Annotated in this window: 21 protein-coding genes and 3 pseudogenes; 12 read left to right on the top strand and 12 right to left on the bottom strand. The window is 63.6% G+C overall.

Features of this window, described 5'->3' with window-relative positions; genetic code table 11:
- The 10 genes and pseudogenes from ACOZK4_RS23615 to ydiJ all read right to left on the bottom strand — a co-directional run.
- Positions 1–374, bottom strand: a pseudogene (locus ACOZK4_RS23615) (electron transfer flavoprotein subunit alpha/FixB family protein); the annotation flags it as partial.
- A 24-nt stretch (positions 375–398) separates the two neighbouring features.
- On the bottom strand, positions 399–1,148 hold the full coding sequence (locus tag ACOZK4_RS23610) for an electron transfer flavoprotein subunit beta/FixA family protein (RefSeq protein WP_421594143.1): 750 nt from the start codon (positions 1,146–1,148) through the stop codon (positions 399–401).
- A gap of 10 nt (positions 1,149–1,158) precedes the next feature.
- The gene (locus ACOZK4_RS23605) at positions 1,159–2,589 is read right to left on the bottom strand and encodes an aldehyde dehydrogenase family protein (protein ID WP_421594141.1); all 1,431 of its coding nucleotides are present in this window, start codon (positions 2,587–2,589) and stop codon (positions 1,159–1,161) included.
- A gap of 12 nt (positions 2,590–2,601) precedes the next feature.
- The gene (locus tag ACOZK4_RS23600; protein ID WP_421594140.1) at positions 2,602–3,321 is read right to left on the bottom strand and encodes an ABC transporter ATP-binding protein; all 720 of its coding nucleotides are present in this window, start codon (positions 3,319–3,321) and stop codon (positions 2,602–2,604) included.
- Entirely contained in the window at positions 3,318–4,136 is an 819-nt protein-coding gene (locus ACOZK4_RS23595) for an ABC transporter ATP-binding protein (protein WP_421594138.1), read from the bottom strand. The genes ACOZK4_RS23600 and ACOZK4_RS23595 overlap by 4 nt, the downstream gene beginning before the upstream one ends.
- Complete coding sequence (livM, locus tag ACOZK4_RS23590) at positions 4,133–5,440, bottom strand: high-affinity branched-chain amino acid ABC transporter permease LivM (RefSeq protein WP_421594137.1); 1,308 nt, start codon at positions 5,438–5,440, stop codon at positions 4,133–4,135. Before livM ends, ACOZK4_RS23595 begins: the two co-directional genes overlap by 4 nt.
- Before the next feature lie 10 nt (positions 5,441–5,450).
- Positions 5,451–6,368: an ABC transporter permease subunit gene (locus ACOZK4_RS23585; protein WP_313530745.1), complete on the bottom strand. Its 918-nt coding sequence runs from the start codon at positions 6,366–6,368 to the stop codon at positions 5,451–5,453.
- 72 nt (positions 6,369–6,440) lie between these two features.
- Complete coding sequence (locus ACOZK4_RS23580; RefSeq protein ID WP_313530743.1) at positions 6,441–7,556, bottom strand: branched-chain amino acid ABC transporter substrate-binding protein; 1,116 nt, start codon at positions 7,554–7,556, stop codon at positions 6,441–6,443.
- A gap of 399 nt (positions 7,557–7,955) precedes the next feature.
- The gene (locus ACOZK4_RS23575; protein WP_313530741.1) at positions 7,956–8,687 is read right to left on the bottom strand and encodes a FadR/GntR family transcriptional regulator; all 732 of its coding nucleotides are present in this window, start codon (positions 8,685–8,687) and stop codon (positions 7,956–7,958) included.
- 35 nt (positions 8,688–8,722) lie between these two features.
- Entirely contained in the window at positions 8,723–11,779 is a 3,057-nt protein-coding gene (gene ydiJ, locus ACOZK4_RS23570; protein WP_421594135.1) for a D-2-hydroxyglutarate dehydrogenase YdiJ, read from the bottom strand.
- Positions 11,780–11,876: 97 nt separating this feature from the next.
- On the opposite strand from ydiJ, the gene ACOZK4_RS23565 reads away from it, so the two are divergent.
- The 8 genes and pseudogenes from ACOZK4_RS23565 to ACOZK4_RS23530 all read left to right on the top strand — a co-directional run bounded on the left by ACOZK4_RS23565 (position 11,877) and on the right by ACOZK4_RS23530 (position 17,018).
- Positions 11,877–12,626: an SDR family NAD(P)-dependent oxidoreductase gene (locus ACOZK4_RS23565; protein ID WP_421594134.1), complete on the top strand. Its 750-nt coding sequence runs from the start codon at positions 11,877–11,879 to the stop codon at positions 12,624–12,626.
- Complete coding sequence (locus tag ACOZK4_RS23560; RefSeq protein ID WP_421594133.1) at positions 12,619–13,362, top strand: SDR family oxidoreductase; 744 nt, start codon at positions 12,619–12,621, stop codon at positions 13,360–13,362. Before ACOZK4_RS23565 ends, ACOZK4_RS23560 begins: the two co-directional genes overlap by 8 nt.
- Positions 13,363–13,404: 42 nt before the next feature.
- Complete coding sequence (locus ACOZK4_RS23555; RefSeq protein WP_421594132.1) at positions 13,405–13,602, top strand: hypothetical protein; 198 nt, start codon at positions 13,405–13,407, stop codon at positions 13,600–13,602.
- Positions 13,603–13,608: 6 nt separating this feature from the next.
- Positions 13,609–14,394 carry a pyrroline-5-carboxylate reductase gene (locus tag ACOZK4_RS23550; RefSeq protein ID WP_421594131.1) on the top strand — a complete coding sequence of 262 codons (786 nt, stop codon included), beginning with the start codon at positions 13,609–13,611 and terminating at the stop codon, positions 14,392–14,394.
- 386 nt (positions 14,395–14,780) lie between these two features.
- Positions 14,781–14,892, top strand: a pseudogene (locus tag ACOZK4_RS23545) (transposase); the annotation flags it as partial.
- Positions 14,893–14,923: 31 nt separating this feature from the next.
- Positions 14,924–15,058 (top strand): annotated as a pseudogene (locus ACOZK4_RS23540) (integrase core domain-containing protein); the annotation flags it as partial.
- A 187-nt stretch (positions 15,059–15,245) separates the two neighbouring features.
- Complete coding sequence (locus ACOZK4_RS23535) at positions 15,246–16,634, top strand: NAD(P)/FAD-dependent oxidoreductase (protein ID WP_421594130.1); 1,389 nt, start codon at positions 15,246–15,248, stop codon at positions 16,632–16,634.
- Between the two features lie 21 nt (positions 16,635–16,655).
- Entirely contained in the window at positions 16,656–17,018 is a 363-nt protein-coding gene (locus ACOZK4_RS23530; protein ID WP_421594129.1) for a cupin domain-containing protein, read from the top strand.
- Between the two features lie 272 nt (positions 17,019–17,290).
- Here the strand turns inward: ACOZK4_RS23530 and ACOZK4_RS23525 are convergent, their stop codons facing one another.
- On the bottom strand, positions 17,291–18,634 hold the full coding sequence (locus ACOZK4_RS23525) for a GAF domain-containing protein (RefSeq protein WP_421594127.1): 1,344 nt from the start codon (positions 18,632–18,634) through the stop codon (positions 17,291–17,293).
- The gene (locus tag ACOZK4_RS23520) at positions 18,634–19,104 is read right to left on the bottom strand and encodes a pyridoxamine 5'-phosphate oxidase family protein (protein ID WP_421594126.1); all 471 of its coding nucleotides are present in this window, start codon (positions 19,102–19,104) and stop codon (positions 18,634–18,636) included. Before ACOZK4_RS23520 ends, ACOZK4_RS23525 begins: the two co-directional genes overlap by 1 nt.
- Before the next feature lie 174 nt (positions 19,105–19,278).
- On the opposite strand from ACOZK4_RS23520, the gene ACOZK4_RS23515 reads away from it, so the two are divergent.
- The 4 genes from ACOZK4_RS23515 to ACOZK4_RS23500 all read left to right on the top strand — a co-directional run bounded on the left by ACOZK4_RS23515 (position 19,279) and on the right by ACOZK4_RS23500 (position 22,145).
- Complete coding sequence (locus ACOZK4_RS23515; protein WP_421594125.1) at positions 19,279–19,740, top strand: cupin domain-containing protein; 462 nt, start codon at positions 19,279–19,281, stop codon at positions 19,738–19,740.
- A gap of 40 nt (positions 19,741–19,780) precedes the next feature.
- Entirely contained in the window at positions 19,781–20,056 is a 276-nt protein-coding gene (locus ACOZK4_RS23510; protein ID WP_421594124.1) for a hypothetical protein, read from the top strand.
- A gap of 41 nt (positions 20,057–20,097) precedes the next feature.
- Complete coding sequence (locus ACOZK4_RS23505) at positions 20,098–21,414, top strand: hypothetical protein (RefSeq protein ID WP_421594123.1); 1,317 nt, start codon at positions 20,098–20,100, stop codon at positions 21,412–21,414.
- A gap of 110 nt (positions 21,415–21,524) precedes the next feature.
- Positions 21,525–22,145 carry a YceI family protein gene (locus ACOZK4_RS23500; protein WP_421594121.1) on the top strand — a complete coding sequence of 207 codons (621 nt, stop codon included), beginning with the start codon at positions 21,525–21,527 and terminating at the stop codon, positions 22,143–22,145.
- Positions 22,146–22,200: the final 55 nt, after the last annotated feature.

The raw sequence follows: 22,200 nt of genomic DNA, 5'->3' as shown, positions 1-22,200 counted from the left end.
CGCTTGAACGTGTCGGCCGAGACGACTTCGACGATCTCGGAGACCTGCGCGACATCGAGCAGGGCGGCAACGCGCGGCAGCACGTTCTTGCCGACCGAGGTCGCAGCCGAGACGATGGCGTCATAGGAGCCGGCAAGCGACACGATGAGGGCTGCCAGCGGTTCGGCGAGGTTGTTGCCGAGGCTTGCATCGTCGGCGAGCAGCACCTTGGAGACGCCCGAGAGCTTTGCGGCGGCATCGGCAGCCGCCTTGGCACCGGAGCCTGCGACGAGCACATGCACGTCCGAACCGATCTTGGCGGCTGCCGTCAGCGCCTTGGCGGTCTGGTCGGAAAGGGTTGCGTTGTCGTGATCTGCCAGAAGAAGAATGGCCATGTTCGTAATCTCCTCAATTCTTCCTTACAGCACGCCGGCTTCGTTCTTCAGCTTGTCGACCAGTTCGGCAACCGACTTGACCTTGACGCCCGCCTTGCGGCCCGACGGCTCCTCGGTCTTCAGCACCTTGAGGCGCGGGCTCGTGTCGACGCCGAAATCGGCCGGCGACTTCTTGTCGAGCGGCTTCTTCTTCGCCTTCATGATGTTCGGCAGCGAGGCATAACGCGGCTCGTTGAGGCGAAGGTCCGTCGTGACGACGGCCGGAAGCTTGACTTCGATGGTCTGGAGACCACCGTCAACTTCGCGCGTGACCTGAGCCGAACCCGAACCGATCTCGACCTTGGAGGCGAACGTCGCCTGGGCCCAACCGAGCAACGCCGACAGCATCTGGCCGGTCTGGTTGCTGTCGTCGTCGATCGCCTGCTTGCCGACGATGATGAGGCCCGGCTGTTCGGCTTCCGCGACACCCTTGAGGATCTTGGCGACGGCCAGCGGCTCGACGGCATCGTCCGTCTCGACCAGCACGGCGCGGTCTGCGCCCATGGCGAGCGCAGTGCGCAGCGTCTCTTCGGCCTTCGCAGGACCGATCGAAACCACGACCACTTCCTCAGCCTTGCCGGCTTCCTTCAGACGCAGCGCCTCTTCCACGGAGATTTCGTCGAAGGGGTTCATCGACATCTTCACGTTCGCAAGTTCGACACCCGAACCATCCGCTTTGACGCGGATCTTCACGTTGTAGTCAACAACGCGTTTGATGGGCACAAGCAGTTTCATGGATCGATCCTCAGGCCAGCGTGTAGGCGGTTTTGACGGTGGTGTAGAACTCGGCGGCATAGCGGCCCTGTTCGCGCGGGCCGTAGGACGATCCCTTGCGACCGCCGAACGGTACATGGAAATCGACGCCGGCGGTCGGCAGGTTGACCATCACCATGCCGGCTTCCGAATTGCGCTTGAAATGGGTGGCGTGCTTGAGGCTCGTCGTGGCGATGCCGGACGAAAGGCCGAAGCTGGTGTCGTTGGCGACCGCCAGAGCCTCGTCATAATCTTTCACGCGAATGACGGCTGCGACGGGACCAAAAATCTCCTCGCGGGCAATGCGCATGTCGTTCGTCGCCTCGGTAAAGAGGGCGGGCGCGAGGTAGAAGCCGGGTGTATCCCGTTCCAGCCGCTCGCCGCCGAAGGCGAGCCTTGCCCCCTCCGCGCGGCCTATATCGATATAGCCGGCATCCTGCGTCAGCTGGGTTTGATCGACAACGGGGCCGATATGGGTGCCGGCTTTCAGCGCATCGTCGATCACGAGGCTCTTCAGGCGCTCCGTCAACGCGGCGACGAAACGGTCATGGATGCCTTCGGTGACGATCAGGCGCGAGGAGGCGGTGCAGCGCTGGCCGGTCGAGAAGAACGACGAATTGGCGGCCGCCTCGACGGCGACGGAAAGATCGGTATCGTCGAGCACGACGAAGGGGTTCTTGCCGCCCATTTCGAGCTGGAATTTGCGGTTGTGCTCGATGGAGGCAAGCGCGACGCGCTTGCCGGTGGCTATGGAGCCGGTGAAGGTCAGCGCCTGCACATCCGGGCTGTCGAGCAGCGTCTGGCCGACAACGCTGCCGCTGCCCATGACGAGGTTGACGACGCCCGCCGGCGCGCCGGCACGATGCAGGATATCGACCAGTGCCCAGGCGGAGCCCGGCACGAGATCGGCGGGTTTCAGGACGACCGTGTTGCCGTAGGCGAGCGCCGGGGCGATCTTCCAGGCAGGGATGGCGATCGGGAAGTTCCAGGGCGTGATGATGCCGACGACACCGACGGCCTCGCGGGTGATCTCGACGCCAATGTTGGGCCGCACCGACGGCAGGACTTCGCCGGACAGGCGCAGGACCTCGCCGGCGAAGAAATCGAAGATCTGTCCGGCGCGGGTGACTTCGCCGATTGCCTCGGGCAGCGTCTTGCCCTCTTCGCGAGCAAGCAGGCGGCCGAGCTCCTCTTTGCGGGCGAGGACCTCATCGCCCGTCTTCTTCAGGATGGCATGGCGCTCAAGGATGCCAGAGCGCGACCAGACCGCAAAGGCGGCCTTAGCAGCAGCGATCGCGGCCTTCGTGTCCTTGGTGCTGGCACGGGCATAGTCGCCGACGATGTCATTGGTGTTGGAGGGGTTGATGTTCGCCGAGGCGTCGCCGGAGACCCATTCGCCGGCAATGAGGTTCTTGTGCAGCATTGCCTTTTCCGTTCAGTGCAGGCCGAGATAGGCCTTGCGGACCTCTTCATTGTCGAGCAGCGCGGCGCTTTCGCCCGAGAGATGAATGCGGCCGTTGACCATGACATAGGCGCGCTGCGACAGTTTCAGCGCGTGGTTGGCATTTTGCTCGACCAGGAAGATCGTCTTGCCCATGGCGGCGATCTCGCGCAGCACGTCGAAGACGCGTTTGACGACGAGCGGTGCAAGCCCTAGCGAGGGTTCGTCGAACAGGATCAGTTCCGGCCGGGCCATCATGGCGCGGGCGATGGCGAGCATCTGCTGCTCGCCGCCCGACATGGTGCCGGCGGTCTGATTGCGACGCTCCTTGAGGCGTGGGAAGAGCTCGAACATCGTCGTCCGGTCGTCCTCGAAATGCGCCATGCCGATGGGTGTCGTACCCATCATCATGTTCTCCTCGACGCTCATGTCCTGATAGATCTGCCGGCCCTCCGGCACGAGCGCGATGCCGCGCCGCGAAATCCGGTTGGTGGGAAGTTTGGAAATGTCCTCGCCCTTGTGCAGGACCTTTCCGGCCGAGGCGCGGGGCGCGCCAAAAATCGAGGAAAGCAGCGTTGTCTTGCCGGCGCCGTTTGCGCCGATCAGGCTGACGATCTCCCCCTTGAAAATATGGACGTTCACATCTTTCAGTGCCTCGACGGGCCCGTAGTGGGCGCGAACGCCGGAAAACTCCAGCAGGGGGGCCTCGCTCATGCCTCAACCTCTTCTTCACTCACGCCGAGATAGGCGGCGATGACGGCAGGATCGTTCGCCACATGCTCCGGCGTGCCGTCTGATATCACCTCGCCGTGGTCGAGCACGACGACATGGTCGGAAATGCGCATGACCAGACCCATGTCGTGCTCGATGACGAGCACGGTCTGGCCATGCTGCTTGCACAGCCGCTGGATGACCTCGGAAAGCTCGTGCGTTTCCGACGGGTTGAGACCGGCGGCCGGTTCGTCGAGGCAGATGAGGCGCGGTCCCGTGCACATGGCGCGGGCGATCTCGAGGCGGCGTTGGCGGCCATAGGGCAGTTCGCCCGCCAGCCGGTTGGCATCGTCGGTGAGGTTCATCTCGCCCAGCCAGTGATAGGCGCGGTCGACGGCCTCGCGCTCGGCCCTGCGGAAGGCGGGCGTGCGGAACACGCCGCTGACGAGATTGTTGGCCGTCATCAGATGCTGGGCGACCAGCAGGTTTTCCACGACCGACATTTCCTTGAACAGGCGGATATTCTGGAAGGTTCGGGCGATGCCGGCACGGGTGACCAGATGAGAGCCGCCGGTGACCGGCCTGTTAATCAGCGTGCCGATATCCTGCGGTCCATCTGGACCGTTGAGCAGAATCTGGCCCTCGCTGGCGCGATAGAAGCCGGTGATGCAGTTGAACATCGTCGTCTTGCCGGCGCCGTTCGGACCGATCAGGGCCGTGACGCCACCGGGCTCGACGGCGAAGCTGACATTGCGGTTGGCGACGATGCCTCCGAAACGCATGGTCACATTGCGGACCTCGAGGAGGGGCATGCTCATCGGACTGCCTCCGGGCTTGCGGAAAGCGATGCCGTATCGTTGCCCTTCGGCGCGGTGCTCGGGAAGAAGGCCGGGCGCTGGACGCGCACGAGGCCGCGGGGCTTCCAGATCATCATCACCACCATCAGCACGCCGAAGACCAGCACGCGATACTCGGCGAAATCGCGCAGCAATTCCGGCAGGACGGTCAGGACCAGCGCGGCGACGATGACACCGACGGTCGAGCCGAGGCCGCCGAGCACGACGATCGCAAGGATCAGGGCGGACTCGAAGAAGGTGAAGGACGTCGGGTTCACGAACCCCTGGTGGACGGCGAAGAACACGCCGGCGAGCCCGCCCGTCGACGCGCCGAGCATGAAGGCGGTGAGCTTGGTGAAGACGTGGTTCACGCCGAGCGAGCGGCAGGCGATCTCGTCTTCGCGCAGCGCTTCCCACATGCGGCCGAGCGGCATGACGCGCAGGCGTTCGACGGCGTAAACGACAAGGCAGACGACGAGGAACAGCACGAGATAGATGAACCAGAATTTGTAGTCGGCGCGGTAGGCGATGCCGAAATAATCATGCAGCGGCACGCCGCCCTGCTTGGCCGTGCGGGTGAATTCGAGGCCCAAGAGCGTAGGGGGCGGAACGGACGCGCCATTCGGCCCGCCGGTAAATTCCAGCCAGTTGTTGAGGACGAGGCGGATGATTTCGCCGAAGCCGAGCGTGACGATTGCAAGATAGTCGCCGTGCATCTTCAGGACCGGGAAGGCGAGCACCATGCCGCAGAGGCCGGCGAGGAAAGGGGCGATGATCAGTGCGCTCCAGAAGCCGAGGCCGAGATATTGCGCACCGAGTGCGAGGAGATAGGCGCCGACCGCATAGAAGGCGACAAAACCCAGATCGAGCAGGCCGGCAAGGCCGACGACAATATTGAGCCCGAGGCCGAGTAGACAGTAGATCAGCGCTAGGATCGCGATCCCGAGAAAGTACTTGTCGGCGAAGAAGGGCAGCGCGAGGCCGGCGAGAAAGATCAGGCCGAGGATCAAGGCGGGCGATTTCTCCTTGCCGGTCATGACCGTGACGCCACTGCCATTGCTGGCGGCCTTGCCGGCGATCTTCCGGCCAACGGCCGTCATGCCGATAAGCGATAGGGCGACCCGCCCGGCCGCAACGAGTGCGGCGAGCAGCACGGCGCGCGTCAGTTCGTTTCGGAACGAGAAGCCTTCCAGCATGAGGCCAGAAATCGGCGCGAAGAGGATCAGCGAGACGGTGAAGGTGAACAGTACTTGCTTGGCGAGCGTGAGGAGGCGGTTCGTTTCCATGTCTCTCGCCTTACACTTTCTGGATTTCCGGCCGCCCGAGCAGGCCATAGGGGCGGAAGAAGAGGAGGATGATGAGCAGCGCGAATGCGAAGACGTCCTTGTAGTCGGTGCTGACATAGCCGGCGAACAGGGCTTCCGTCAGGCCGAGCAGCACGCCGCCGAGCACCGCGCCGGGCAGCGATCCGATGCCGCCAAGCACGGCCGCGGTGAAGGCCTTGATGCCCATGACGAAGCCGATGAAAAAATTGAACGAACCGTAGTTGAACGTGACGAGCACGCCGCCGACCGCCGCCGTCGCGGCGCCGATGACGAAGACGGTGGAGATGATGCGGTCGGTGTTGACGCCGAGCACGGCCGAGATGCGGATGTTCTGCTGCACCGCGCGGCACTCGCGGCCGATGCGCGTGTGATTGATGACATAGGTCAGGATGCCCATGGCGATCAGCGAGGCGAGGAGGATCACGGTCTGCATATAGGTGATCTGGGCGAAGTGCACGCCGTCGCCGAAGCGGAAGGCGCCGCTGATGAGCGTGGGCACACCCTGGTCGCGCGCGCCCTGGGCGATCTGCACATAGCTCTGCAGCATCAGCGAAATGCCGATGGCCGAGATCAGGGGGGCAAGTTTGGTGGAGCCGCGCAGGGGCCGATAGGCGACGCGCTCGATGGCCCAGCCGTAGAGGGCGGTGATGGCGCAGGTGATGACCAATACCGAGATCAGCGCGAAGGGCACGGACTGGATACCGAAGAAGCTGAGGACGGCAAGGGTGATCGCGGCGATATAGGCCGAGACCATGTAGACGTCGCCATGGGCAAAGTTGATCATGCGGATGACGCCGTAGACCATGGTGTAGCCGACCGCGATCAGGCCGTAGATCGTGCCGAGCGTGATGCCGTTGAACAATTGCTGGATGAGAATGTAGACATCCATACGCGGACCCCCTGAGATTTGGGTACGGAGAGCCGGCCGGACAGCGGTCCGACCGGCATGGACAGGTCGTCCTTACTTGACGAGAACGGGGGTTCCCTTGTCGTCGAAGTTATAGAAGACGAACTTGAAGTCCTTGATGTCGCCCTTCTCGTCCCAGGTGATCTTGCCGATGGCGGAATCGACCGTGTTGCCGCGCAGCCAGGCGGCCTGGGCATCGATGTCCTCGCCGGCCTTCAGCGCCGCGACGACAGCCTGGGCATTGGCATAGCCGTAGAGTACGTAGTTGGCGGGCGTCACGCCGGCCTTGGTCAGCGCGTCCTGCACGCCCTTGGTCGAGGGGTCGGCGAGTGGGTCCGGGGTCGCGGAGTAATAGACGTCCTTCAGGTTGGCCGGTCCGCCGGCGGCGGCGACCAGCTCGGCCTGGGCGAAGGCATCGCCTGTTACGAAGACCACGTCGACGCCCTGTTCCTTCAATTGGCGTACCAACGGGCCGCCTTCCGGAATGAGACCGCCGAAATAGACGGCATTGGCGCCGGTGCTCTTGATCTTGGTGACGAGGGCGTTGAAGTCGCGTTCGCCGCGTGTCAGGCCTTCGTAGAGGACCGGCTGCACGCCGCGCTCTTCCATGGTCTTCTTGACGGCATCGACGAGGCCCTGGCCATAGGTATCCTTGTCGTGGACGAGGGCGATCTTGTCCCGCTTCAGCGTGTCGAGAATGAAGCCGGCGGCGACGACGGCCTGCTGGTCGTCACGGCCGCAGCCGCGGAAGAGATTGTCGAAGCCGCGGTCGGTCACGGTCGGGTTGGTGGAGGACGGCGTCATTTCGAGAATGCCGGCGTCATTGTAGATTTCGGAAGCCGGGATTGTGCTCGACGAGCAGAAGTGGCCGATCACCGCCTGCACCTTGTCTTGATCAACGAAGCGGTTGGCGACGGCCACGGCCTGCTTGGGCTCGCAGGCGTCGTCGCCCTTCACGAGCTCGACCTGCTTGCCATTGATGCCGCCTGCCGCGTTCACCTCATTCACATAGGTGGACACGCCATTATAGACCTGTTCGCCAAAGGTGGCGTTGGCGCCGGTATAGGGCCCGGCGACGCCGATTTTGATCGTGTCGGCGGCAAAGGCCGGCGCAAGGAGCAGTGAGGAGGCGATGGCAGTCGCCGCCAGGAATTTCGAAATCTGTGTCATGTGCGGGGCTTCCCTCTGGTTAAGCCATGAATCTCTTCATTGGGATGCGGTTCGTTCCGCATCTCTTGTCATTGCAGGGGCAAATGCCGGCTTCTGGTCTGCCTCACCCCCGGAAGGACGTGAGAACAGGAGACCGTGATGTTTCCATCCCAGTCTGCGTCCCACGCGCTTGCCGTGTGGGGATCGCCTGCAAGTTTCTTCGCCACTGGAGGGAGTATATGGCTGCCCCACTCACGGACCTGCGTAAGAAATTCCGTCGATAGACAAGCTATCCTTGACGACGCGGCGCTATCGGGAGGCTCGAAGGGCGGGCAAAACGCGGGATACCCCACAACGCAGGACCGCGCGGGAGCGCGGTTCGTCAAAGGATGCCTTGTCCTTCGATCGGCAGGAGAGGGGTCAGGCTTTCGCCTTCGTGCCCGCGGGCTCTGCGAGCAGGGCGCGGTAGCGGTTGAGGCTTTCTTCCAAATGGGCGGAGAGCGCCTGTTTTGCCGTTTTGGCGTCGCCCTGGGTGATCGCCGCTAGGATCGCGGCGTGCTCCTTGTTGATCTTCTTCAGATAGGCATTGTAGGAGCGGCCGGACTGACTGTGCTTGAGCACGAGATCAAAATTGATCTCGCCCATGACCGCTTCCAGAAAACGCGGGAAATGCGGGTTTCGCGTCGCCTTCGCGATGGCGAGGTGAAATTCGAAATCGGCGCGCGCCTCGACCTCAGCATCATCCGTATCGAGGGTTTCGATATGGTCGAAGGCGCGGGCAATCTCGGCGAGCGCCTCGGGCGTGCGGCGCTGGGCGGCAAGTGCAACCGACTGCATTTCCACGCCGAGCCGCAGTTCCAAGATCTGCATGGCCGAGCGGATGTCGTCGATGCGGCTGATCTCGAAGTTCAGCGTCCTTGCGTCTTTCTCCGTCACATAGACGCCGGCTCCCTGCCGGGTAATCACGCGGCCGGCGACCTTGAGCGAGGTCAGCGCCTCGCGGATGACGGTGCGGGAAACGCCGAACTCCTCGCAAAGCTGTGCACTCGACGGAATCTTCTCGCCCGGAGTGTAAAGCCCGGAATCGATGCGCTCGCTAAGCTTGGCGACGACGATCTCACCGAGATTGCCGCGCTGCGTGATAACCGACATTCCGATACAGCCTTTGCGTTAATTCTTCTAATTTGTCACATATCATACGTCGTATCTTCACCCAAGGGAATTGTGGGGCTGTCTTGAAGGGTGGTTCGGATGGCCTGAATCGGATGGGGAAGTCTCACGCCGTCCATGAGCTTGACCTGCGACCGGCAGGAGTAACCCGTCGCCATCACTAGTTCGGCGCGGTCCGGCGTGGCCAGCGCGGGCTGCCAGCTCATCGCGTAGAGTGTCTCGGAAAGTGCACGGTTGCGCACCTCATGGCCGAAGGTACCTGCCATGCCGCAGCACCCGACCTCGCCGACGACGAGCTCCATGCCCAGCTTCGCGAACACAGCCTTCCACTGGGCGGTTGCCACCGGCGCATTGGTGCGCTCGGTGCAATGGGCCATGAGCTGGACGCGCTTGCGCTCTCCGCCGGCCGGCGAGGGGAGACGGTCGAGGACCGTGGCCAGCCATTCCTGCGGCAGGAGGACGCGCGCTCTCATCCCCGTGCCGGAATATTCGCTGCGGAAGGCAAGGGTCATGGACGGATCGATGCCGACCAGCGGCACGCCGGCTTCCGCCAGCCTGTCGATGGTTGCTGCGGTGCGGCGGGCGGCTTTCTCGAAGGCGCCGAGATAGCCGTGGACATGCAGCGCCTTGCCGTTGACCAGTGGCGGCGCGATGAAGGGTGTCAGCCCGAGCAGCCGCGCCACTTCCACCGCGTCGAGGAGCACGTCCGGATCGAAATGCTCGGTGAAGGCATCCGGCACGAAAACGACGGCCTCGGCCCGCACTGCAGCATCGAGGCGTGCCAGTCGCGCCGGGGTGGCGATGGACACGTTCTGCCGGGCGAGCGTTCGGCGCACCGATATTGACGGGAGCGTGGGCAGTGCCGTGAGGCCGGCGCGCCGCATCGCGGCCTGTCCTGCTAAGGAACCGGCAACGAGATTATAAAGCGGCCGCACTCGCGCCATCAGCGGCAGGGTGGTTTCGATGGCGGCGACCAAGGGATCCTTCAACTGCCGCAGATAGCGCTGGTAATAGAGCGCGAGGAACTTGGCGCGGAAGGCGGGTACGCTCACCTTGACGGGGCATTGCCCGGCGCATGCCTTGCAGGCAAGGCAGGTATCCATCGCCGCGCGCACCTCGTGAGAAAAGTCATCACGATTGGCGGGATTGAGGCTGTTCCATAGACGCTTCAAGAAGCCAAGCGGTTGCGGCCGCGCGGCTTCGCGGCGCGGGTCGATGCCCTTCTCGGCAAGCCGCCGCAGCCATTCGCGCATCAGCGAGGCGCGGCCTTTCGGCGAGAAGCGCCGGTCGCGCGTCGCCTTGTAGGAGGGACACATCAGCCCGTCCGTATCGAAATCGAAGCAGGCGCCGTTGCCGTTGCAATAGGCGGCATTGTCGAAGGCGGCGCGGATGTCGTTGCCGATGTCACGGTCGAGCGTGCCGCGCAGCGGGATGGCGTCGATATCAGGCAGGGTGCGGCCGGCGGGCGCGACGATCTTGCCGGGATTGAGCTGGCCGAGCGGATCGAAGGCGGCCTTGATCTCCTGCAGCCGCGGATAAAGCGGCCCGAAAAACGCTGGCACATATTTCGAGCGCACGCCCTTGCCGTGCTCGCCCCAGAGCACGCCGCCATATTTACGCGTCAGCGCCACGACGGAATCGCTGATGCGGCGCACCAGCACGGCATGTTCGGGGCGGGTAAGATCGAGCGCCGGGCGCACATGCAGCACGCCGGCATCGACATGGCCGAACATGCCATAGGTGAGACCTTCCTGATCGAGAACCGCCCGAAATTCGCGGATATAGGCGGCAAGGTTTTCCGGCGGAACGGCAGTATCCTCGACGAAGGGCACCGGCCGCACCGGCCCGTCGACATTGCCGAGGAGGCCGACCGCTCGCTTGCGCATCGTCCAGACCGCTTCGATCTCGGCCTTTCCCAGCGTGATCGTAAATCCCCTGCGGCCGGTAAAGGGGCTGTGTTGCAAGGCCGTCGTCACGGCCGAGAGTTTTTCCGCAAGTTCCTCTGACGTATCGGCCAGGATCTCGGTAATGTTGATGCCATTGGCCGGTCCGTGAGCATCGTCGGGGAAGAAGGCGGCGATGCGCGGCCAGACGATATCGCCCTTGGCCAGCCGCAACACCGTTTCATCGATCGTCTCGACCGAGGCGACATCGAGCGCCACGAGATTGCGTGCGTCCTCCAGTGCGGCGTTGAAATTATCGTAGCGGATGTTGACGAGCGCGGCGTGCGCCGGGATCGGCAGCAGGTTCAGCTCCGCCTCGGCAATCATCGCCAGCGTGCCTTCCGATCCGCAGAGCACCGCGTTGAGGTCGAAAACGCCATCGTCGCGTCGCACATGGGCGAGGTCGTAGCCAGTCATGAAGCGGTTGAGTTTCGGGAAGATGCGTTCGATCTCGGCACGATCTTTGCTGGTGATGCGGGCGACGGTGCGGTGGATATCGCCGATCCGGTCGCGCCGCGCCTGGAGTGCGCGCAATTCCTCCTCGCGCACGGGCCGGGAGAGGAAGTCGGTGCCGTCGGTCAGTACGACGCGCAAGGCCAGCACATGATTGCTCGTCTTTCCATAAAGGCAGGAGCCCTGGCCGCAAGCATCGGTCGAGATCATGCCGCCGATCGTTGCCCGGTTTGAGGTCGAGAGTTCGGGGGCAAAAAATAGGCCGTGCGGCGCCAGCGCCTTGTTCAGCTGGTCCTTGACGACGCCCGCCTCGACCCGCGCGACGCGGCGCACTGGGTCTATCTCGAGGATGCGGTTCATATGCCGCGAACAATCCACGACCACGCCCGATGTCAGCGATTGGCCGTTGGTACCCGTACCGCCGCCGCGCGGGGCAACGCTGATCTCGGAGAATTCTTTTCGGGCCAAGGCTTTAGCTATGCGCTTGAGGTCGTCGGTATTCCTTGGGAACAGAATGGCCGCCGGTTCGACCTGATAGATGGAGTTATCAGTGGCGAAGACATTGCGCTCTGCCGCTGATCGACCAATCTCTCCTTCAAGGCCCACGCTCGCGAGATACGACAGGAACGCCTCGGCTGGTGACGCGGTGTGGTGTTCTGCGGCAAGGCGAGGGATCATCTCGAAGTCCAAAAAGGGGCTTGTGCTTGATATAAGTTGGCATATAAGTGATAACATGCCAATATGGCGGCGCAACCCGAAATCGCGAGGTCGGAACATGAAGAACCAGTCTGTTGTCATCGTCGGCGGCGCTTCGGGGCTGGGGCTGGTGACCGCCCGGCTGATGGTTGCCAACGGCGCGACGAAGATCGGCCTTATCGATCGCAATGAGGCGCTGCTGGCCTCTTCCGCCGCAGAGCTCGAAGCGCTCGGCGCCGAAGTGGCGACGGCCGTCGCCGATATCTCCCGGGCCGAGACGGCGCATGGTGGCTTCGAGGCGATTGTCGACAAGCTCGGCCGCATCCACGCGCTGGTCAACAGCGCGGCGATCTATCCGCGCAAGCCCATCCTTGAGATTTCCGACGAGGACTGGGATCTCGAAAACGCCATCAATGTGAAGGGCACCTATCACATGATGGTCGCGGCGGTGCGCCACATGCGCCAGTTCGTCAATCCGCCCGAGGTGACCGGCCGCATCGTCAACATCACATCGGTCGATGCCTTCAAGGCGCATCCGCAAAACGCCCATTACGCCGCCACCAAGGCCGCTGTCGTCAGCCTCACCAAATCCTTCGCGCAGGAATGCGCCAAGGACCAGATCCTGGTGAATTCGGTCGCGCCCGCCGGCTTTGCCACCGATCGGGCCAAGGAACTGGGCTTCCTGCCGGAATTGGCCAAGGCGAGCGCGCTCGGCCGCGCGGCGGAACCCGTCGAAATGGCCGAATGGATCGTGATGATGGCATCGAGCCGCAACACCTATGCGACGGGCGAGAATGTAGTGATCAGCGGGGGCTACATCTATGTCTGATGCCTATCGCGTTGCCGTCGTGACCGGCGCGACCAGCGGCATCGGCAAGGCCATCGTGCCGATGCTGCGCGCCCGCGGCCTCACCGTCTATGCCGTCGGCCGCAACGAAGCGCAGCTTGCCGAGCTCATGGACCAGACCGGTGCGATTCCCGTGCCGGCGGATGTGCGCGATTCGGCCCGCATCGCCGCTGCGCTCGACGGCGTCGAGGTCGATGTCCTCGTCAACAATGCCGGAATCCTCTCGACCCGCGCAGCCTTCCAAGACATCGATCCCGCCGAGATCGACGCGATGATCGACGTCAACCTCAAGGCGCCGCTGCATCTGACGCGCGCCGTGCTGCCGGGCATGGTGGCGCGCAAGCGAGGCCACCTCATCTATATCGGTTCTAGCGGTGGGCAGGCGGCCTATCCGAACATGGGCGCTTACGGCGCGTCGAAGGCTGGGCTCAGCCTGTTTTGCGACAACCTGCGCTGCGACCTGCTCGGCACGTCGGTGCGGGTAAGTGAGATCGTCCCCGGCCGCGTCCAGACGGATCTCTACCGCACCTCGATTGCCAACAACCAGGCACAGGCCGTGCTTTATGACGGTTACCGGCCGATCCAGCCCGAACACATCGCCCGCATCGTCAACGACGTGATCGCACTGCCCGTCTATGTCGATGTCGCCCGCGTCGAGGTTTTCCCGACCGATCAGGCGACGGGTGGTGGTACGATGGTGAAATACGAGGTGGAGTGATAGGCGTTGCCGTCAGCGTCCGCCGTGCCTGTGGAGAAGGCCATGAACGACAAAGCCGACAAAGAGAAAAGCGCGGACCGGCCCGATCTGGTTCGAAACTATCGCCCCGTAGCGATCCGCTCGGTCGTCGCGGCGCATGCGATGATCCCGAAGCCACGGCCGGATGTCCATGCGGAACCGCCGGCATCCACGTCGGGCTTCATGCTTGCGGCCGGCTTCCACAATCCTGTCGAGGACTGACGTTTCATGTCGTTGCCCAAACCTCGGCTTGGCTTCATAGGTACCGGTACGATCACCGAAGCAATCGTGATGGGTATCGTCTCCCGGGCGGAGCCGTCACCCGAAATCATCGTATCGCCTCGCTCGGAAAAAACCGCCTCGCGCCTCGCGGCCCTGTCATCGCAGGTGACCGTTGCTGCTGATAACCAGCATGTAGTCGATGCAGCGGATATCCTCTTTCTCGCGGTCCGACCAAATGTTGCCGAGGAGGTCTTGCGCGCCCTCCGATTCCGGCCTGGCCAGCAGGTCGTCAGCCTGATCGCGACGACTGACCATGCGGCGCTGCGTTCCTTGATCGGCGTTCCCGTCGATCTCGTGCGCGCGGTGCCGCTGCCGTTCGTTGCGACCGGCAGCGGCGTCACCACGATTTTCCCTCCGGATCCGACTGTCGAAGCCTTCTTTTCCACGCTGGGGACGGCGGTCGCCTGCAAGACGATCGAGGAGTTCGACGTACTCGCCGCGGCGAGTGCGCTGATGGGGTCCTACTTCGGCATTATGGATCACGTCGTCGGTTGGATGCAGTCCAAGGGGCTGCCGCGAGAAAGCGCACGCGCCTATCTCACTCAACATTTCTTGAGTCTCTCAACGGTCGCCTTCCACAACCCATCGATATCCCTGGAAGATCTTCGTCATGAGTATTCCACGAAGGGCGGGCTCAACGAGAGCATGTTTGCCCAGTTTAACAAAGACGGAGGTCTCAAGGCTCTGGCGCATGCACTCGATGTTGTCTTGGCCCGAATCCAAGCGAGCTGAAAGAGGGCCATCATTAGCGGGAATGATAAACTAAGACTTTGGAATCGAAACGCGTCACCTGTACCGGTAAGCTGGGACGTCGGTTCGATCCCTTTTAAAGCGTGGATGTTACAAGTCTCTGTGTCCTCATGCCCCCGCAACCAAATAACAAAAAGCCCCGGTGACAGTAATGTCCCGGGGCTTTCGATGTTTTAACGCTTGGGCGGAAGAGAGCAAGACCAGCAAACCAAACGAAGCCCCGAAGCATACGCGACGGAGGTTTTTGACGTTCGGGGTGTTGATTGCCACTAAGAACTTGACCTGAGCGCCTAAACTTCCTTCATATTTTCGTAGAGTTCGGCCGATTAGACGGCCGACCTTAAGCGTTTCCGCTCACGGAAGAACAGATCATCGGGATTTTGAAAGAGCAGGAGGCGGGCGAAGATGGCCGATGTCTGCCGCAAATACGGCATCTCGTATGCAGCCGTCTACAAATACAAGACGACCTATGGTGGCGTGATAGGAACGCTTGTCGAATGTCATTACACCGCCCGGCAAGCCGACGCAGAACGGTTTCGTCGAAAGTCTTAACGGTAGCTTCCAAGACCAATGCCTAAACGAGACCTTGTTCTCGTCGCCTGCCCAGACGCGCGCCACTATCATCGCATGGAAGGAGGATTTCAATGTACCGGGATATAGAAGCGCTGGAACCAACGGTACTCGGGCAGGCTAACGTTCGCATGACGATATGCGACGGTGCCGTAACCTGGGAGGCTTGACCGAGGGCACGAAGGTGGGGTTTGTGAGCCACGGCTGCGGAAGCGACGGGCGCGGCAAGCCGGAATGATGCGCCGTATTCAAGGATATATGCGATGTCCCAATCCTCCCGCTTCGATGAAGCGTCCCGTTTTCCGGTCTGGCGGCAGGGGTTGCCGGTCCTGGCGGCGTGTCCGGCGCTGGCGCGGGACACCACGGCTGACTTCGCCATTGTCGGCGGCGGGTTCGTCGGGCTCTGGAGTGCCTTGAAGGCGAGGGAACGCTGGCCCGATGCGCGGATCGTGCTGATCGAGGCGGGCCGTTGCGGCGAGGCCGCAAGCGGTCGCAACGGCGGCTTCTGCGCGCCGAGCATTTCGCACGGAGTTGCCAATGCCGTGGGCCGCTGGCCGAAGGAGGCGGAGAACCTCGTTCGCCTGGGCCGACAGAACCTCGACGACCTCGAAGCCGATCTCGGCACCTATGGCATCGATGCCGAGTTCCAGCGGTCCGGCAAGCTGAACGTTGCCGCCAGGCCCTGGCAGGTCGATGGCCTGCGGGCCATGAAAGACCTCTACGGTTCCTTCGGTGTCGAGACGCAGCTCCTGACGGGGCAGGCGCTGGCGGAGCGGCTGGACAGCCCGCACTATGTCGCCGGCCTGTTCGAGCCGAATTACGCCCTTGTCCATCCCGGCAAACTCGTCGCCGGTCTTCGTGCGGCCTGCCTTGCGGCGGGGATCGCGATCCACGAAAACACGCAGGTGACGTCGATTGCGCGCCGGGACGGGCAGATCCGTCTCGGCACACCCGAGGCCGTCCTGACGGCGCCGAAAGTGGCACTGGCCACCAATGCCGACCTGCCGCTGCTGCGTCGCCTGCGTCCCACCATCCTTCCCGTCTTCGACTATGCGCTTGTAACCGAGCCTCTGTCTGACGCGCAGCTGCGCGCCATCGGCTGGGTTGGTCACTACGGGATCGCAGACAGCGGAAACCAGTTTCACTATTCCCGCAAGACCGCGGACAACCGCATCCTGTGGGGCGGCTTCGATGCGATCTATCATCGCGGCGGGCGCCGCGATCCGGCGCTTCTGGACCGCGAACAGACATTTGCGACGCTTCAGGCCAATTTCTCGGCTGCTTTCCCGGCTCTATCAGATGTGCGCTTCGATTATCGCTGGGGCGGCATCATCGACGTGTCGGCGCGCATGACGTTTTTTGCCGGCACCGCCTTTGCCGGCCAGGTTGCCTATGCGCTCGGCTTCACCGGGCAAGGCGTGTCGGCTTCGCGCTTCGCGGCGCTGACGATGCTCGACCTCATCGAGGACAAGCAGACGGAGCGCACGGCCTTGCGCATGCTGCGTCGCCGCCCGGTGCCATTTCCGCCGGAGCCGTTCTGCGACATGGCGGTGCGGTGGACCCAGCGCGATCTTGCCCGCGAAGACGAGACCGGCCGGCGCTCCCGCATGCTGCGGACATTCGACCGCCTCGGCGTCGGCTTCGCATCCTGACGCCATCAGAAAGGACCTGACGTGACCGAACCAGCCCACGTGATCGCCTTCGACGCCGCGAAAATCGCGCCGCGTGTGACGGAAACATCCGATCCTGCCGTCGTGGACACGCCCTATCGCGCGCAAAGCTGGCGCCATTTCGAAGCGCCGGATCGCGCAGCCCTCGCCGGCATCTGGGAGGCGGAGCCCCATCTGGAGCGCTGCCAGTGCGACTACGACGAGCTTTGCCACATCCTTGAGGGAACCGTGCGGCTGACCGACAAGGCAGGCCACTCCCGCGTGTTCGCGGCCGGCGAAACCTTTGTGGTCTCCGCGGGCTTCGAGGGAACTTGGGAGAACCTGACGCCGGTGCGCAAGGTGTTCTTCATTCTCGGCAAGCCATGACGGCCGATCGGGATGCGGCACGTCGGGCGATACCTTTCACCAGACGGTGCAGGCTTGTCTTGGGAATGACGATCTGCACGACAGGATCGACCCGCGAAGCGGCTGCTTGAACCCCGGCTTCCTTCAAGCCCGAGGAAGGCAGGCAGTTCTGCCGCAACTGGATCGAAGGCCTATGGCTGAGAGGCGGGATGGGCGCTTTGCAGACAACGCCGCGTCCTTGCGGCGACGCATCTCAAGCGGCAATCGGTTGCTTATATCCAGACGCTTTCCCGCTATTCTCCGGGTTCCCTGAGCACGAGCGGGCCATCGGCTTCCAGCCGGACGCGGCCCCGCCCGGCGCGGACAAGGCGTATGGGAGCCTGTTTTTCCTCAAGCCGACGGCGCAGCAGGAGGAGGCGGGTCTCCAGATTGTCCTTGATCTCCGGCATCCGGCCGCCGATCGCCAGCCGCATTTCGCGATTGGTGAACTCGATGCGCCCGTCGCCATGATGCCATTCGACCATCAGGCGCAGCAGCGCACCGGCGACGCCCTTCACGATATAGGTATTGTCGATGAAGATGCTGTCGTCCGCGCGGTGATGGGTCACACGGATCTCCCGGCCGGCGGCGCCGGATTGGAGCCGGGGCGCGCTTCGGGCCGGTTCGATCGATGCGGCCTCCCCCTCACTGACTGTCAGGGCGACGGCGGCCTGACCGGCGAGGATCGCCAGCGCAGCCTCGTCTTCCTCGCGGAAGGCGAGCCGTTGCGGGCTTTCGATGAAAAGCACGCCGACCACCACGCCGCGGGCGGCCATGGGCACGGCGATCTGGCTCATCGCGCCAGGCAGCTCTGGAAAGGCGACGATGCGCGTGGTGTTTTCCTGCGCCTCTTCCTCCTGGCTGATCGCTTCGCCGAACCGGCGCACGCGGCTCATGTCGCTGACCTTGATCGTCTGGCCGCTTGCCGCCGCCGCACCGATCATGCCCTCGCCGCCGGCAACCTCCGATCCCAGCCCCGATCGCTCGTAGCCGATGCTGCCGGTGGTGGCCAGCGAGCCGCGATGGCCGTCGCGGATGAGCACGAGCGCGTTCTGATAACCGAGAACCTGCCGCACACCGGAAAGCAGGCTGTCGATGATCTCGTCCGCCTCCGCCTGCCGCTCGATGGTGCGGACCGCCTCGGAAAGGGCAGGCAGGCTGACGGCGGTACGGGCCGTCGGGGCGGCGGTCGTCTCGACAGGAGAGGGAACCTTCTCGATCCCATGCACGCGGAAGGTATCGGCGCTTCGCAGCCGCATCACCTCGGACATGCCGACCTGCGCGCTGCTCGCCTTGAGCTGCAGGGCGATCCTCTCGAAGAGCGGGCCGGCATCGACGGAGCGCACGAAGCCGATGTCGAGCAGATACTGATCGCCCGTGAAGCCGTCGACGAGAATCAGCGTGACATGCGGATTGGCGCGCACATTCGCCGCCGTCTTGGCGAAGAACTGGTTGGAGAGGGCGACATGCTCCTCATCGACCCGCACCACATGGGAAAGATAGGAAATGTTCGGCATGCCGTCCGCCGAGGCGGTGGCGATGATGGAGGGGATGACGCCCTCGAAACAGGCGGAGAGATCGCTGAGGCGCATGGGCATCAGGACCTCGCGCCGGCCAGCATTCCGGCGAGTGGGCCGGGCGTCTGAATGTAGATTTCGCTGACGGTAAGCCGCGCCACCCGCGCCTCGCGGGCGGTGAGCCAAGGTGCTATGATGTCGCGCGGCACGCCGAGCCCCTCAAGCTCACCCGTCGCCCTGGCCATGAAATGCTGCGCGGCCTCGTCGTCGCGGGCGTCGGCGTCACGCATGACGGCCGATCCCTTGAGCTGGAAGCTGACATAATCCGACGGGCTGACGAAGGTCGCGGCGACCCGGCCCGTCTGGCGAATGGCGGGCTCCAGCCGCGGCCATTGCCAGGCTGAGAAGATGACGTCGATCGTCTCGCGGTCCTCCCCGACATGGAAACCGACGCCGCGCCCGGCGGAAGGGCGGCGTGCCTCGTCCGCGACGGCGACGATGCACATCAGCGGCCGTTTGAAGAAATCCAAAAGCTTGTCGTCCAGCCGCACTGCTGCCCCCGCCCGCGTGTTTCCAGTCCTCTTAGCAAACTTTTAGGATATCGGCACGGGCTTGCACATTCATTTAGGAACGGCCGGTTTTTTGCTCGGCTATAGAGCCTTCCACGGATCGCGGTGCTGCCGGCAACCATCCGGAAACACGAAACAGTCGATCAGGAGAAGACGATGAAACCCTTCAGCTATGCGGCGGTATCCCCGCCGGACCACGGAACGCTGGCAATGGCGTTCGGCGAACACATCATCCGCATGATGGGCGCCAATACGGGTGGCGCATTCGGCATGTTCGAGGCCGTCGTGCCGCCCGCCGGCGGACCGCCGCTGCATGTGCACGAGCGTGAGGACGAATTCTTCCGCGTGCTCTCGGGGCGTTTCGGCTTCTGGTGCGCCGGCGACTATCTGGAGCTTGCCGAGGGCGGCTGCATCGCGCTGCCGCGCGGCCTGCCCCATCGCTTCCAGAATGTCGGAGAGACGGAAGGCCGCATCATGGTCGTCGTGACGCCGGGCGGCTTCGAAACCTTCTTTCCCGTCATCGAGCTCTGCAAGCCCGAAACGCCGGAACAGGTGGCCTCCGTCGCACGGGATTTCGGCCTGACCTTCCTGCCCGAGGATACATCCGAGGCGGCCTGACAGCCGGCATCGTCGCAAGCCCATAAAACAGGGAAACTTCATGAACAGGATCATTGCAGCGATTGCCGCCGGCATTCTTTCGCTCTCGGCGGCGGCCTGCAGCACCCCTGCCGAGCAGGCTATCGGCGGGGTTGCCATGGGCAGCCTGGCCGGTGCCGGGTTCGGCGGCGCAATGCCGGACCGGACCGTCGATGCGCCTCCCGGTGAGGTCACGACCGCGAATGTATCGGAACCGGATTACGGGGCGAAGAAGCCGCACGATCATTGCGGAAACGGAACCATGGTTCACCTCGGCAGCGTGATCTGCAGCCCGTGACGGCCGCCGTTCAATCGCGATTTTCAGGAAGGTTTCTGGATATGAACGTCGATCAGCCGTTGAAGATGCGGCGGTCCTGCCGTGGGCTGCGTCGCGGCGGAGCGTCCGTCTTGGCCGCGATGGGGCTCATCGTCTGCGGAGGCGTCGCGCTTCCCGCCGGCACGGCCATCGCCGGTGAAACCGCATCCAGCGCGGTTTTCGAGGTCGAGGTTGAAATCGAATCCGGCCGCGAAAGGTGGAAGAACGGAACGGAATGGAGGGACGGCGCCTTCAGCCAGTCCTTCACGCTGAACATTCCTTATGTCGCGGCGCGGTCGCTGGACAGCGTCAACCCCTATGACCCGGACTATGGCGCGACCGCGCTACGCAAGGCGGCCGAGGATCAGTCCCGCGCGGCCGCGATTGCCCGGCGAGGCGGAAGCGGGGCGAGCCCGTTCAACACCGTGCTCGATCCGGGCAAATTGATCCAGGTCGATCCGGAGCGCCTGGCCGATCTTGCGGCACGCTCGCAAGCCTGCAACGGCGACCGGACCTGCCTCATGGCGCTCGGCCTGGAGATAATGGCGGAGAAGGCGACCGACCAGGATGCCGCCCTGGTGCAGACGATGCAGCAGATCAGCACCGAATGCAGCGCGACCGTCGGCATGGCCGATGCAGGGAGATTCGATGCCTGCCTGCAGGAAAAGGGCAGCCGATACGCCATGGTACCCAACGGTATCGACACATCCGACACCGGCCCCGGCTTCGCCGAGCCGGCCCCCGACCGCTTCCAGCGCTGGGACATGAATTGGGCATCCGATGGCGGCTGTGGCGCGACCGTCGTCGCCGACTACCGGTACGAGGCCGCCGAAATGCTGAACGACGTGACCGGTCCCGTGGCGGGAAAGGAGACGGCCGTCGGTGCCTCCGAAGGCGCCGTCGTCGCGTCGGAAATGCCGGTCGTCTGCTCCAGCAACCAGATCGTCACGGATGTCTGGACCGGGAAAATGTATATCCAGACCTTCTACATGCCGGCCATCCCCGTGCACCAGACAATCCGGTCGAAACTGCGGGGCGGCCTGCTGGAGAGCACCGTGAACGGCGGTTTACCGGGTGGTCCGGATATCGTGAGCCAGGGCACGGTGACGCAGTGGATCACCGCTGTTCTCAAGAATGCGCCGCTGAACGGCCGTGCCGAGCGGGCTTTCAAGATCAAGGGCAGCATGAACGGTGTCAGCCGCCCGACCGGCACCGCTGCCACGCTGGAGATCCTTCCGGATGGCGACGACCCGACCGCATGGAAGCGGCAGGCGCCGAATTTCCATGAGACGGAGTTCCTGGCGAAAGTGACCTGGAGACTGAAAGAAATGACCCCGTAATTTCCACCGCGGCCGGCCGGCCGGCCATCAATCCAACCCGCCATTTCCTCGAAAACTGCCAGTCGGCAGGGCGATGGCGCATGCCCACCCTTCAGAAAGGAACCACCGCAATGATCCGCACGACAATCCTCTCCCTCGCCCTCATGGCGGGCCTTGCCCCGGCGCTTGCCGCCGAACAGCAGGAAGCCGCCCCCGCCGGCCTGTACAAGACCGATCCCTCGCATTCGAGCCTTGCCTGGTCGTTCCATCATTCCGGCCTGTCGAACTACACCGCGCGCTTCATCAAAGTGGATGCGCGGCTGGACTGGAAGCCGGCCGAGCCCGAGGGGTCGAGCCTCAGCGTGGACATCGACCCGATGTCCGTGCGGACCGATTATCCCTGGCCCGAGGTGGTGGATTTCGACAAGAAGATTGGTGGCGACGAGGAATTCCTTGCCGGCAAGCCGATCCGCTTCGTCTCGAAATCGGTCCGTGTGACTGGAGAGAAGACGGGCGTCGTCGAAGGGCTGCTCACCTTCCGCGGGCAAACGCATCCCGCAACGCTCGACGTCACTTTCAACGGCTCGATGTTGAAACATCCCTTCATGGGCATTCCCAAGATCGGCTTCTCGGCAACCGGGCATATCCGGCGCAGCGAATGGGGCCTTGGTTTCGGCATTCCCGCACTCGGCGACGAGGTAACCCTGGTGATCGAAACGCAGATGGTCCCTGCTGATCACAAATTTCCGTAACGCCCGCTTCGGAAGGATCCTCATGCCGAGGCGGGCCCTTTTCCCGCATCGGCAT

Origin of the sequence: Shinella sp. M27 (assembly GCF_049199905.1) — a bacterium.
Classification (GTDB): Bacteria; Pseudomonadota; Alphaproteobacteria; order Rhizobiales; family Rhizobiaceae; genus Shinella.
This window is presented reverse-complemented; position numbering and strand designations above follow the sequence as displayed.